14 protein-coding genes are annotated in these 12,910 nt (G+C 60.5%); 5 read left to right on the top strand and 9 right to left on the bottom strand.

Annotated elements, in window-relative coordinates; genetic code table 11:
• The first annotated feature begins 28 nt into the window (after nt 1-28).
• Entirely contained in the window at nt 29-1,837 is a 1,809-nt protein-coding gene (locus tag ACEN9A_RS22090) for a motility hub landmark protein FimV (RefSeq protein WP_258670633.1), read from the top strand.
• 62 nt (nt 1,838-1,899) lie between these two features.
• The gene (locus ACEN9A_RS22085; protein ID WP_007895010.1) at nt 1,900-2,187 is read left to right on the top strand and encodes an Rdx family protein; all 288 of its coding nucleotides are present in this window, start codon (nt 1,900-1,902) and stop codon (nt 2,185-2,187) included.
• Here ACEN9A_RS22085 and ACEN9A_RS22080 read toward each other — a convergent pair.
• On the bottom strand, nt 2,181-3,074 hold the full coding sequence (locus ACEN9A_RS22080) for a DMT family transporter (protein ID WP_258670630.1): 894 nt from the start codon (nt 3,072-3,074) through the stop codon (nt 2,181-2,183). The genes ACEN9A_RS22085 and ACEN9A_RS22080 overlap by 7 nt on opposite strands.
• Nucleotides 3,075-3,251: 177 nt before the next feature.
• Entirely contained in the window at nt 3,252-4,010 is a 759-nt protein-coding gene (locus ACEN9A_RS22075; protein WP_258670629.1) for a helix-turn-helix transcriptional regulator, read from the bottom strand.
• A gap of 149 nt (nt 4,011-4,159) precedes the next feature.
• Here ACEN9A_RS22075 and ACEN9A_RS22070 point away from each other — a divergent pair, with 149 nt between their 5' ends.
• Nucleotides 4,160-4,975, top strand: a complete 816-nt coding sequence (locus ACEN9A_RS22070) for a UDP-2,3-diacylglucosamine diphosphatase (RefSeq protein ID WP_018929924.1) — start codon at nt 4,160-4,162, stop codon at nt 4,973-4,975.
• Nucleotides 4,976-5,066: 91 nt separating this feature from the next.
• Here ACEN9A_RS22070 and ACEN9A_RS22065 read toward each other — a convergent pair whose 3' ends face one another.
• Together ACEN9A_RS22065 and ACEN9A_RS22060 are read right to left on the bottom strand one after the other, a co-directional pair.
• Complete coding sequence (locus tag ACEN9A_RS22065) at nt 5,067-5,657, bottom strand: HD domain-containing protein (protein WP_258670627.1); 591 nt, start codon at nt 5,655-5,657, stop codon at nt 5,067-5,069.
• A gap of 101 nt (nt 5,658-5,758) precedes the next feature.
• Entirely contained in the window at nt 5,759-6,070 is a 312-nt protein-coding gene (locus ACEN9A_RS22060; protein ID WP_258670625.1) for an Mpo1-like protein, read from the bottom strand.
• 158 nt (nt 6,071-6,228) lie between these two features.
• Between ACEN9A_RS22060 and ACEN9A_RS22055 the strand changes: the two genes are divergently transcribed.
• Nucleotides 6,229-7,290 carry an AraC family transcriptional regulator gene (locus ACEN9A_RS22055; protein WP_218187014.1) on the top strand — a complete coding sequence of 354 codons (1,062 nt, stop codon included), beginning with the start codon at nt 6,229-6,231 and terminating at the stop codon, nt 7,288-7,290.
• Here ACEN9A_RS22055 and ACEN9A_RS22050 read toward each other — a convergent pair.
• Nucleotides 7,247-8,701, bottom strand: a complete 1,455-nt coding sequence (locus tag ACEN9A_RS22050) for a TrkH family potassium uptake protein (RefSeq protein ID WP_018929928.1) — start codon at nt 8,699-8,701, stop codon at nt 7,247-7,249. The genes ACEN9A_RS22055 and ACEN9A_RS22050 overlap by 44 nt on opposite strands.
• A 122-nt stretch (nt 8,702-8,823) precedes the next feature.
• Here ACEN9A_RS22050 and ACEN9A_RS22045 point away from each other — a divergent pair, with 122 nt between their 5' ends.
• Nucleotides 8,824-9,390, top strand: a complete 567-nt coding sequence (locus tag ACEN9A_RS22045) for an NAD(P)H nitroreductase (protein ID WP_258670621.1) — start codon at nt 8,824-8,826, stop codon at nt 9,388-9,390.
• A gap of 82 nt (nt 9,391-9,472) precedes the next feature.
• Here ACEN9A_RS22045 and ACEN9A_RS22040 read toward each other — a convergent pair whose 3' ends face one another.
• The 4 genes from ACEN9A_RS22040 to ACEN9A_RS22025 form a co-directional block, all read right to left on the bottom strand.
• Complete coding sequence (locus ACEN9A_RS22040) at nt 9,473-10,813, bottom strand: sensor histidine kinase (RefSeq protein WP_258670618.1); 1,341 nt, start codon at nt 10,811-10,813, stop codon at nt 9,473-9,475.
• 225 nt (nt 10,814-11,038) lie between these two features.
• Complete coding sequence (locus ACEN9A_RS22035; RefSeq protein WP_019648068.1) at nt 11,039-11,488, bottom strand: LTXXQ domain-containing protein; 450 nt, start codon at nt 11,486-11,488, stop codon at nt 11,039-11,041.
• Between the two features lie 246 nt (nt 11,489-11,734).
• Nucleotides 11,735-12,412, bottom strand: coding sequence for a response regulator transcription factor (locus ACEN9A_RS22030; protein ID WP_008010984.1), 678 nt, complete (start codon nt 12,410-12,412; stop codon nt 11,735-11,737).
• Between the two features lie 7 nt (nt 12,413-12,419).
• Nucleotides 12,420-12,830, bottom strand: coding sequence for a hypothetical protein (locus ACEN9A_RS22025; RefSeq protein WP_018929933.1), 411 nt, complete (start codon nt 12,828-12,830; stop codon nt 12,420-12,422).
• Nucleotides 12,831-12,910 lie beyond the last annotated feature (80 nt).

Here is a 12,910-nt window from a genome sequence, read left to right as displayed (position 1 = left end):
GTTGGTTCTGGTTATCTAAGGGATGCTCATGCTCGAGAGTTGGCACGTTGTATTGCGGTGTTGCACCCGGCTGCTGCTGGTCGGTGGTGCCGTCACTTACTCGGCATTGGCCCCCGCGCTAGGCTTGGGTGAGATCACCCAGCATTCGGCGTTGAATCAGCCGTTCAGCGCCGATATCGCCCTGCTGGATGTCGGGGGGCTGGAGGAGGGCGAGCTGTCGGTCAGCCTGGCGACGGCGGAAGAATTCAGCCGCGCCGGTGTCGAGCGGGTGTTCTTCCTCAATAACCTGAAGTTCACGCCGATCCTGCGGGGCAACCGCAACCTGATCCGGGTGACGTCCAGTAAACCGGTCAAGGAACCCTTTCTGAATTTTCTGGTGCAGCTCAATCAGCCCAATGGGCGTTTGCTGCGCGAGTACACCGTGCTGATCGATCCGCCGGGTTCACCTGGGATTGTTCCCGTCAACGACGACCCCGCGCCGAGCCCTCAGGATTCCGCGTTCCCGTCTGTTGAACCGGCTGTTGCACCGCCACCTGCGGTGAATAGTTCGGCACCCAAGCCTGATGTCGATAAACCAGCCGCCACGCCGGCGAATGATCCTGTTGCCGAACAACTGGCCACCAGCGTGCTGCAAAACCAGCAGCTGCAAAAGACCATCGATGAACTCAATGCGAAGCTGCAGGCGCAGGACGAGCAGATCGCCGTTCAGAAAAAACAGGTGACTGAGCTGCAAACCCAACTGACGGAAGTCAAGCAGGCGTCGGCGGCGCCTGCCGCACCCGAGGTGCCGGCGCCGGTTCCGGTGGTTGTCGAGACGTCCGAAGCATCCCATTGGCCGTTGATCATCGGGTTGCTGTCGTTGGTGGCCTTGGTGTCGCTCGCAGTGTTCATTCGCCGTCAACGACAGCAGGTTCAGGCCTTACCCGAGCCGCTACCCGCGCAGTCGTCACGTCATGAACCGGTGCTCAACCGCACGGCAGAAACAGCCAGGCCAGCCACCCAGACGCAATCGGTGGCCGGCTCGGCGGATGAGACTGCTGCAGGCGACGTGCTGGAAGGGGTGAGTATCTACCTCGCCTATGGCCGTTTGTCCGAAGCTGCCGGTTTACTGCGAGAGGCGTTGGTCAAGGAACCCCAGCGCACCGATCTGGCCGTACAGCTGCTGGAAATTTTTGGCAAACAGGGTGATGTGCAAGCATATGACGCGCAGGAAAGTAACCTGCGTGAGGCTGGGTTTGACGCGCAGCAACTTCGGGACATTCGCGCTCGCCATCCGAAACTGATTGGCGCCGTCGCACCGGCGGTCGCTGCCGTAGCGGTGGCTCCACCGACGGTAGCCGCTCCTGAAGCGGCACCTGGCGATGAGTTCCAGCTGAACCTCGACGACCTGTCGATGGATGCGAACTGGGACCTGATCAGCCCCTTCGACAACTCACCGCCCAGCGCCAAACCGTCGAATCAGCCATCACCGGCAGACGAGCCCGGATTCACCTCGAACCTGCATGTGTTGCCCGATGTCTTCGAAATACCCGACGAGCCGACGCTGGATGAGCCCGAGCTTGAATGGGTCGCCGAACCTGACTCGCAATCTCTGGACGAGACCTTTCTCAACGAATTCAGCGATCCGGGCCAGTCGCTGGAGCTTGAACCGCTGACTGCTGAATTGATCGATCTTGAACCGGCCGAGCCGAGCAGCGCGGGCAAACTCGAACAGGCCCAGACCTGCATTGACGACGGCGATCTGGACAGCGCCATCGAGCTGCTGAACGAGTTGCTCAAGGAAGGCGACGAACCACTGAAGGAGACGGCCCGAACGCTGTTGGCGGGTATTCGCTGAAGATCATTTCGGTTATGCGGTTTATCATGGCGACGCCTTCAGGCAGAGGAGTTTTGCCAATCATGACCGCACGTAAACCGGAAATCGTCATCACCTACTGCACGCAATGCCAATGGCTGTTGCGCGCCGCCTGGCTGGCCCAGGAACTGCTCAGCACCTTCGGCGACGACCTGGGCAAAGTATCCCTGGTGCCCGGCACTGGTGGGGTATTCCACATTTTCTGCGACGATGTGCAGCTCTGGGAACGCAAGGCCGACGGCGGTTTCCCCGAGGCCAAGGTGCTCAAGCAGCGGGTCCGCGATCAGATCGATCCGGACCGCGACCTGGGCCACAACGACCGCACTCAGTGAGACGGCGCTTGCGCGGCAACGGTCTTGTGGCTTGAACCGCCGGACAACCGGCTGGAGACCACGATGGCCACGATGATCAACGCGCCGCCGATCAGCATGCGCAGCGTCGGGTTTTCATCGAACAACAACCAGGCCAGGGTGATGCCGTAAACCGGCTCCAGGGCAAACACCACTGACGCGGTCCGGGCCTTGATCACCGCCAGGCTGGCGACGAACAGGCTGTGAGCGACGCCGGTGCAGAACACCCCGAGCAGGCCAATCCACAGCCAGTCGATGGCGCGTACTTCGTTCAACTGCGGCATCGCCACCGGCAGCAGGCAGATCGCAACCACTACGTTCTGACACAGCGCCGCCTGCACCGGCGGGATTCGCCCGGAGCTGGCGCGGTTGGTCAGGGACAGCAGGGAGAACAGCAGGCCGGAGGCTACTGCCCACAACAGGCCGGTGGTGGCGCCGCTGGCCAGATCGAAGTCCGGTGTGACCAGTACCAAACCAATGCTGACCAGCACCACCAGCAGAATTTCATTGGCGCGGATGCGCTCGCGGAAAATCAGCCCTTCGAGGATCACGGTAAACGCCGGGAAACTGGCAAAGCCCAGGGTCGCGATCGCCACCCCGGCCACCTTCACCGCAATGAAGAAACTCACCCAGTGCCCGGTCAGCAGCAAGCCGCTGAGCAACAGGCGGCGCCAGTCCACGGCGTCGAGTGTCTGCCAACGGGTATTACTGGCGAACCGGGCGAAAAACGCCAAGGCGAGGACGGCAAACGCGGCACGACCGAACACGATGATTGCCGGTGAGGCAGCGGCAAGTTTGCCGAACACGCCGGTCAGGCCGAACATCAGTGCACCGATATGCAGAGCGCCAAGGGCGGTACGGGGAGTCATTGCAGTCCTTGAATAACGCATCGAATCTGGCCGACGACACCGTCGGCCCCTGTAGGAGCTGCCGAAGGCTGCGATCTTTTGACCTTGATCTCCAAAAGCAAGATCAAAAGATCGCAGCCTTCGGCAGCTCCTACATTGAATCGTGCTCAGCCGGTTATGTCTGTCGCCAGACTCGCGTCATTTGTCGCCAGCCTCGCGGCGCAATTTACCGGGTGAGGCGCCGAATTCACGTAGCACTGCTGCGGCGAATGCGCTCTGGGAGCTGTAGCCGACCCGACACGCGATCTCGCCAATGGGCAGCGCCGAATCGCGCAACAAGCGCACGGCGATGTGCAGCCGGCGACTGCGGATGTAGTCCATCGGTGTTTGCCCGCATTCCGCCACGAACCGCGCGTGCAAGCGAGCGCTGGACAGGCCGACAATGCGCGCCAGATCGGCGACTTGCAGTGGATAGGCCGCGTATTGATCGATGTGAGCATTGAGCGCCGCATACGGTAGACGCCGACCGCCGACCGTGTCGGGCTTGGCGTTGTTGAGGCTGGCCAGCAGTAACACCGCGCCTTGCTGGGCGATCAGCGGATCGCTGATCGGGCTGCCGGCCAGCCAGCTCACCAATTGGCTTTGCCCGGCGTCCAGCGACAGGCGCCCGGCGTTGTCGAGCAAGCGGCGGCTGGCCTCGGCGTGGTCCCCCAGTGACTGAGACACCCACTGATCGCTCGGCACATCCAGCACCAGGCAACGACTGCCATGGGCACTGTCGCAGGCATGATGCGCCCCGGACGGCACCACCACGAAACTCTGCTGAACCACCTGACTGCCAAGCCCCTCGACCTCGAAATCCAGTGCGCCCGACAGCCCGAATACCAGTTGCGCGTGGTCGTGGCTGTGGACGATCAGGTCGTGGGTGTATTGGCGCAGTGTGAGGATCGGTCTCATCGCAGGTCTCGTGGCGATATTGATGAGTGAAGCCGCCAGTCTACACCGAGGCCCTGCGTTCGCGCGTTGTCACAGGACTGACTTGCGATTGTCATGGGCAATTAACCCGACCGGCGCAAGCTTGCCAAAACTTGTCCAGAGGGTTGCCCATGACCAGCGCCGAGCTCGCCAAACCCAGCCGTAAGCAACGTGTGCGGACCTTATGGATTTCCGACGTGCATTTGGGCACACGGGACTGCCAGGCCGAACACCTGTCGCAGTTTCTCAAGGGCTACCATGCCGACAGGATTTACCTGGTCGGTGACATCATCGACGGCTGGAAGCTGCGTAGCGGCATGTATTGGCCCCAGGCGCACACCAACGTGATTCGTCGCCTGCTGACCATGAGCAAGCGCGGCACAGAAGTTATCTACGTCACCGGCAACCATGACGAATTCCTGCGCCGTTATTCGAAACTGATGCTGGGCAATATCCAGCTGGTGGACGAAGCCGTGCACGTGACCGCCGATGGTCGTCATCTGCTGGTGATTCATGGCGATCAGTTCGACGTGATTACTCGCTATCACCGCTGGCTGGCGTTCCTCGGCGACTCGGCCTACGAATTCACCCTGACCCTCAACCGTTGGCTCAACCATTGGCGGGCCCGTTATGGCTACGGCTATTGGTCGTTGTCGGCGTACCTCAAGCACAAGGTCAAGACCGCCGTCAGTTTCATCAGCGATTTTGAGGAAGCCATTGCCCACGAATGCGTCAAACGCGAGTTGCATGGCGTGGTGTGTGGGCACATTCACCATGCCGAGATTCGCAAGGTTGGTGAGGTGGATTACCTCAATTGCGGGGATTGGGTGGAATCGTGCACGGCGCTGATCGAGCATTGGGACGGCTCGATCGAGTTGTACCGGTTGGCCGATGCGCAGGCGCGGGAGGCGGAATTGAAGGCAATTAAAGTCGCTGAGCCGGCGTAAAAGCAAAATCAAAAGATCGCAGCCTGCGGCAGCTCCTACAGGAGATCGCATTCCCATGTAGGAGCTGCCGAAGGCTGCGATCCTTTGATCTTCAGGCTGGCGCTTGTTCTTCCATCGCCGCCTTGTAGATCGAGTTCTTCGGCTGCGCAAACAACCGTTCCATCATCGGTTCGAAGAAGCTCAGCGGCAGTGTGTCGTATGCCGGATCGAACGCCGCTGCATCGTACCGGGCGCAAAAATCGATGGTCGCCTGATACTGCGGATGAGCGCTGAATTGCTCGCGCAAGTGCCGGTCCATGCCCAGGTGATGGAAGAAGTAATAGCCCTGGAAAATCCCGTGTTTCTCCACCATCCACAGGTTCTCGGCACTGACGAACGGCTTGAGGATCGCCGCGGCGATGTCCGGGTGGTTGTAGGACCCCAGTGTGTCGCCGATGTCATGGAGCAAGGCGCAGACCACGTACTCTTCGTCGCGGCCATCGCGCCAGGCACGGCTGGCGGTTTGCAGCGAGTGGGTCAGGCGATCCACCGGGAATCCGCCGAAATCACCTTCCAGTAATTTCAAATGCGCCACGATCCTTGTAGGCAATTGCCGGGCATAGGCACTGAAGTCTGCGGCGATGATCGCCCAGTCTTGCTGCGTGCCGTCCTGCATGTGGGTAAAACGGGCGCGGGCATTCATCGGCTATCCTCTTGTTCTTATCGAAAGGGATGTTTGGAGTGTAGGACTCGGATCCAGAGCGCTGCACTGGCTGCACAGGACGCTTTTGTGGCCAAAGGAGCCTAGAACGGCACGCGACCTACAATCATGTCGCGGTACATGACGAAATCGCCGAGCAGGCTGTAAAAAGGATGCTGAAAGGTTGCAGGACGATTCTTCTCGAAGAAGAAATGCCCGACCCAGGCGAAGCTGTAACCGGCCAGCGGCAGGGCCAGCAACAGCCACCATGGGCCTTTGGCGATGGTCAGCGCCAAAATGAAAATAACCAGCGTGGTGCCGACAAAGTGCAATCGTCGACAAGTGCTGTTGCGGTGTTCGCTGAGGTAATACGGGTAAAACGCAGCGAAGCTGTTGAAACGTTTGATGTTTTCCACGACTGCGATCTCTGTGGTGTGTGCGCAGGCGACAAGTTGCGCTGCGGGTAGCCTATTTAAGTCTAGAGTGATCATTGGCATCAGCCAGTGACAATAGGCGCCACTTTAGTATCCTTCGGAATTGGGTCGTGGCATGCGGCCATCACGTAGTAAACGCCATGAGCGAAAGAACGACTTCTGCAAGCTGGGCGATGGGGATTGTCAAAGCACTGGAAATGGACGGCCTGGATTGCCGGGTTTTGTTCAAACAGCTAGGGCTCGACTATGCGGCACTGGATGATCCGGATGCGCGGTTCCCGCAAGATTCCATGACGCGGCTATGGCAGCGCGCGGTCGAGCTGTCCGGCAACCCGGCGATCGGCCTGAACATGGGCAAGGTGGTGCGACCGGCGTCCCTGCACGTCGCCGGTTATGCCTTGATGTCCAGCCGGACCCTGGCCGAAGGCTTTCAACGTCTGGTGCGTTATCAGCGAATCATCGCCGAAAGTGCCGATCTGAGTTTTCGCATACTGGACGAGGGTTATGCGCTGATTCTGACGGTGCATGGCGACCACTTGCCGCCGACCCGACAAAGCGCCGAAGCATCGATGGCCTGTGCCCTGGCGTTTTGCGGCTGGTTGACCGGGCGCACGCTGTGTCCGCGCAAAGTGCTGCTGCAGGGCGATCAACCCGACGACCTCGAACCGTATAAGCAAGCCTTCCACGCGCCGATGATGTTCAATGCGCCCTATGACGCCTTGATTTTCGAGCGCGCTGACCTGGAGGCGCCGTTGCCCACCGCCAACGAGGCCATGGCGCTGCTGCACGACCGCTTTGCCGGTGAATACCTGGCGCGGTTTGCCGAGAGCCGCGTGACCCACAATGCGCGGCAGGTGTTGTGCCGCTTGCTGCCCCAGGGCGAACCCAAGCGCGATGCAGTGGCGCAGGCGCTGCACCTGTCGCAACGCACCTTGCAGCGACGCTTGCAGGAAGAGGGCACGAGTTTTCAGTCGTTGCTGGATGACACGCGGCGTGAACTGGCCGAGCAATACCTGGCGCGACCAAGCATGACGCTACTGGAAATTGCCTACCTGCTGGGGTTTGCCGATCCGAGCAACTTCTTCCGCGCTTTCCGACGCTGGTTCGATACTACCCCCGGCGAATACCGGGCGCGGCTGACGGAAGCGCTCACGCCGGTCAGTGACGCCAGAACGCAGGGATACACAGAACAAACACCGTAATGATCTCCAGTCGGCCCAGCAGCATGCCGAACGAGAGAATCCACTTCGCGGCATCCGGCAGGCTGGCGAAGTTACCCGCCGGGCCAATGGTTTCGCCCAACCCTGGGCCGACGCCGGACACCGTGCTGGCCGCGCCGGTCAGGGCGGTCATCCAGTCCACGCCGAGCAGCGACAGCAGTAGAGCGATCACGCAAATGGTGATGGCGAAAAAGAACGAAAAGGTCAGGATCGAACGCACGATTTCTTCGTCGAGACGGTGGCCGTTGTACTTCTGCTTGATCACCGCGCGCGGGTGAATCAACTGGTTAAGGTTGGCCTTGAGCAGAATGTAGGCCACCTGGAAGCGGAAAATCTTGATCCCGCCAGCGGTCGAACCCGAGCAGCCGCCAACAAACCCCAGGTAAAAGAACAGCATCAGCGAGAAGTTGCCCCAGAGGCTGTAGTCCCCCAGTGCAAAACCTGTCGTCGTCACCACCGAAGTGACGTTCAGCGCCACATGCCGCAAGGCGTCCAGCCAATGCAATTGGGTGGTCCACCAGTACCAGGTGCCGAGCACCAGCCAGGTCACCAGCAGCATGCCGAGCAAGCCTTGCACCTGTTCATCCTTGATCAGCGCCCGACGGTTACCGCGCAATGTGGCGACATACAGGGTGAACGGCAGGGCGCCGAGAATCATGATGACGATCGCGACCCAATGCACCGCAGGCTCTGGCCACTTGGCCAAAGACTGGTCGGAGGTGGAAAACCCGCCGGTGGAAATCGCCGACATCGCATGGTTGATCGCGTCGAACGGGCTCATCCCGGCCCACCAGAACGCCAGGCTGCCGAAAATGGTGATGCCGACGTAGGTCGCAACGATCAAACGCGCCACCATGTGCGAACGGGGCATGACCTTTTCGGAACGGTCTGACGACTCGGTCTGAAACAGCCGCATGCCACCGATGCGCAGCAATGGCAGAATCGCTACCGCCATGCCGATAAAGCCGATCCCGCCGATCCAGTGCAGCAAGGAGCGCCATATCAGGATGCCGGGGGACATGGTGTCCAGGCCCGTGAGCACCGTCGAGCCGGTGGCGGTGATGCCGGACATGCTTTCGAAGAACGAGTCGGTGTAGCTGATGTTCTGGGTCAGCAGGAACGGCAGGGCGGCGAAGATGCACACCACCAGCCAGCTGCTGACGGTCAGCAGGTACATGTCTCGCGGGCGCAGATGGATGTGTTCGGGGCGCCCCGGAATCACCAGGGCCAGGCCGGCGACAAAGGTAATCATGCTGGCCCAGAGGAATGACGGCAGGTCGCTGGTGCGCTCGAAGATCACCAGGGTAGCCATGGGCACGGCCATGGAAATGGCCAGCGTGATCAGGAAGATGCCGATGATGAAACCAATGATCCGTAAGGTCGGCAACGCCATGAAGTCCGCTCGGGCTGAAGTAGGGAAGGGCGCCATTCTACCTGCGGGGCAGGGCATGTAAACCGACAGCCCTGTGCCGGATACCGCTAGAATAGGCAGACATTTTTTTCAGGAGGTGGCCGATGCAGGCTCTCGACGCTTTGCTCAACCGTGTTTCCGTTCCACGACTGCTTGATCCGGCGCCCACTGCCGAGCAACGCGAAGTGCTGTTTGCCGCCGCGATGCGTGCGCCAGACCACGGCCATTTGCAGCCTTGGCGCTTCCTGACAGTCGAAGGCGAAGCGCGCGAGCAAATGGGCGAGTTGCTGGCCGAAGCGGCGAAACTGCAAGACAGCGAGGTGTCAGAAGCCGCGCTGGACAAGGCCCGTAACGGCCCGCTGCGTGCACCGCTGGTGGTTGTGGTGATCGCGCGTTTGCAGGATCACGTCAAATACCCGAAATCCGAACAATTGTTGGCGGCAGGCTGCGCGGCTCACGGGATTTTGCTGGCCGCTTACGCGCAAGGCATTGGCGCCGTGTGGCGCACTGGTGAGCTGGCCTATTCGCCGCATGTAGCCAAAGGGTTGGGCCTGGCTGAAGGGGAAGAGGTGATTGCGTTCCTTTATCTCGGTACACCGCAGAAAGAACCGCGTGTGGCGGAGAAGGTTGATCTGGCCGAGTTTGTCAGCGCCTGGCCTGGTAAGGCCTGAAGATCAAAAGATCGCAGCCTCGTTGCACTTGTAGGAGCTGTCGAGTGAAACGAGGCTGCGATCTTTTTGCATCACCCCCGATTTACGGCTGCACCACCGCCCCCGGCACCAACGGCAATTCCAGGCTGGCAATAAACCCGCCCCCAGGGTGATTGGCCAGCACCAGGCTGCCGCCATGGCGTTCCGCCGCACGGCGTGCGATGGCCAGCCCCAGGCCATGCCCGGCCGTTGTCTGCCCCGGTGCCCGATAGAACGGCTCACCCAGCTGATTCAAATGCTCGTTTTCTACTCCGGGGCCGTGATCGCGCACGCTGACCACAATCCTGTCGCCCTGACGCGACGCCTGCATTTCGATCGGTTGCCCGACCGGGTTAAAGCGCTGGGCATTGCGCAGCAGGTTGTCCACGGCGCGCTCGATCATGGTCGGCCAACCTCTGAGGTTCAGTTGCGGCTCGGCCTCAAGGCGCACGTTCTGCTCCGGCGAACTTAGCTGAGCATCCTTTTGCAGGGTATTGAGCAGTGCATTGAGATCCACTTCTTCGGCACTGGCGTTGTCGGCATCGACCCGCGCCAACACCAGGATTTCGCTGATCAGTGCTTCCAGTCGATCACATTCACGGGTCAGGCGCGGCCAGAGTTTTTCCCGCTCCTGGGGATTGGCCCGCTCGGCCAGTGCCAGCGCAATGCGCAGTCGGGCCAAGGGCGAACGCAACTCGTGGGACACATCGCGCAGCAATTGCCGCTGACTGCCGATCAGGCTTTGCAGGCGCGCGCCCATGCGGTTGAAGTCGTTGGCCAGCACACCGAATTCATCGCGGCGGTTAGCCAGTTGCGCCAGGCTGTTTTGCTGATACGTCGTCTGCCCCAACTCATGCACTGCGCCACGTAAACGGCTCAGCGGTCGGGTGATGGAAAAGGTCACCAGCAGGCTGAACAGGGTCAGTACCACCAGGGCAATACCCAGCGCACTCAACGGCCAGAGCAGGCTCTCACGGTGCCAGGCGTCCAGTTCCGGGTGGGGAATGCGATAGATCAGCAGGTAGGTGTCGCCCGTCTTGGCGCTGGTGTATTCATCGGTCAGGCGTCGCCACGGCAGGCGCCGATCATCGTTTTGCTGCCGTGCTTCGAAGGCGGCTGCACGCCGAGGGAAGGTGCCGCGTACCACCGGGTCTCCTGCCTCGTTGAGCACCTGAACGTCGATGTGATATTGGCGCTTGCGCTGCTCCAGGATGTCCTGGGCGGCTTCTTCGCCCTGGCTTTCGTAGGTTTGCGTCCACTGTTCGGCCAGGGTATTGAGGCCCGGGTGGCGACTGAGAATCCACGCGTCCTGGTTGAGCATGTGCCCCAGCAAAATGGAAAGCCCTGCAACCAGAGCGATGGCCAGCCAGAAGCTGGCCAGGATACGCCAGAACAATGAGCGCACAGAAAATCCTCGAACAAGCCCAAATCAATGTGTGGCGAGGGGGCTTGCCCCCGTTGGGTCGCGAAGCGGCCCCGGCATCTCAACGCTAAACCGCATGCAACGGGTTTATGACTGCTTCGCAGCCGAACGGGGCGATGCGGCGTTCCGACAAGCCCCCTCGCCACACAATGAACTGAGTGACATCAGACCCAACGGTGATTAACCGTTGGGTCCGGGGTTAACGCATTATTGCGCTTTTTGCGCTTGCTGCGCTTTCCAGGCCTGGAACTCGGCCCATTCGGCGCGACGCTCAGCTTGTTTCTTCTGGATCTCGTCGAATTGCTTCTGTTGATCCGGTTTCAGCAGGGCGCGAACGTCGGCTTCGGCTTTCTTGTGCTTGGCCTCCATCTCGTCTTTCAGGGCTTTCTGGTCGGCTGGCGAGAGTTTTTCCAGGTACTTGTCGACCAGTTGCTGACGCTCGTGCATCTGCTCGCCCATGATTTTGCGGATCTGCTCGCGCTGTTCGCGGCTCAGGTCCAGTTGGCTGTAAGGGCCTTTACCGTGCATGCCGTGCATCTGACCGCCGTGGCGTGAGCCGTCCATGTGATCACCCATAGGGCCTGTGCCTTCAGGCATGGCCATGGCAACGGTCGGCAGGGCGGCAGCAAACATCAGAGCGATAAGAGTCTTGCGCATGGTGTATCTCCTTGTCTCGTTCCCGGTACGTTCCGGATGTGTGCAGATTACGCAGATCAAGGTCAACGGCGGTCAGCGGAGCGTAAAGCTTGGGTAAAGACGGTTTTCTGCCTTCCTGACAATTCCGACACGGTCCACGTAGGAGCTGCCGAAGGCTGCGATCTTTTGATTTTCGGCGTAAGTGATGACGCTGAAGATCAAAAGATCGCAGCCTTCGGCAGCTCCTACAGGGGGATCGCGTTGGATTCAGAGGCTGTAGTAGTAACCGCGACTGCGCAGGGCCACGATGCGTGGGCGGCCGTCGGGGTGTGGGCCGATTTTTTTGCGCAGGTTGCTGACGTGCATGTCCAGGCTGCGGTCATACAGGGTCAGTTTGCGACCGAGGGCGATTTGCGCCAGTTCCTGCTTATCCAGCGGTTCGCCGGGTTGCTTGAGCAGGGCTTCGAGCAGGCGGCTTTCGGAAACGGTGAGGGTGAATTCCTGTTCATCGATGCTGACCACCCCGCGCACCGGGCTGAAGCACAGGTCGCCCAGCTCGAGCTGGCTGGAGACCGCCGTCGGATGACTGCGGCGCAACACCGCGCGCAGGCGGGCGGTCAGTTCCCGTGGGTCGCACGGCTTGGCCAGATAATCGTCGGCGCCCAGTTCCAGGCCGAGGATGCGGTCCAGCGGTTCGCCACGGGCTGACAGCATCAGCACCGGCAAATCCGGATGGTCGCTACGCAGTTGCTTTAGCAGTTCCAGGCCGCTGCCGTCCGGCAGCATCACGTCCAGCACCACGGCCGCCGGAGACGTTTCGGCCAACGCGCGACGGGCGCTCTGGCCATCGTGGCAGGCGCGAACCTGAAAGCCTTCCTGGCTCAGCCAACTGCTCAGGAGCTCACACAGCTCCTGGTCATCATCAATTAGTAACAGCTCGCTCATGACTCACTCAATTTAGCCATTGCCTACGTTTTCTGGTGGCACCACTGGCGAAGATACCGCAGAGCAGGGCCAATAGCGCTACTGCCGCCCCAATAACGAACCACTGCTGCTGGTCGGTCAGCAGGCGCGGTAGCGGGCTGGCCAGGGCTTCCTTGAGTTGCAGCTTCAGGCGCTGATTCTCCTGGCGCAACCGGCTCAGCTGGGCGCTTTCGCGTTCGCCATCGGTGGTTTGCAATTGTTTGCTCAGTGTTTCTCGTTGCTGCTCGCTTTCTTTCAAGCGCTGCTGCAACTCGGTGATCTGGCTACCGGCGCTCAAGGACAGCGGCGTCGAATTACCGCCATTGGCGCTTTCTTCACCATGGGCGGGTGCCATGATCGACAACGTCACCAACATCAGACACAACGGACCTTTGCGCATCGCAACTCCTGATTCCAATACGAGTATTGGGCAGGTTGTCGGCCGGTAAACGAGAATAATGAGCGATTGAACGTGCGATG

The organism is Pseudomonas sp. Pseusp18, assembly GCF_059506005.1.
Note: the sequence above shows the minus strand (reverse complement) of the source record. Positions and strands in the feature narration are given on the sequence as shown.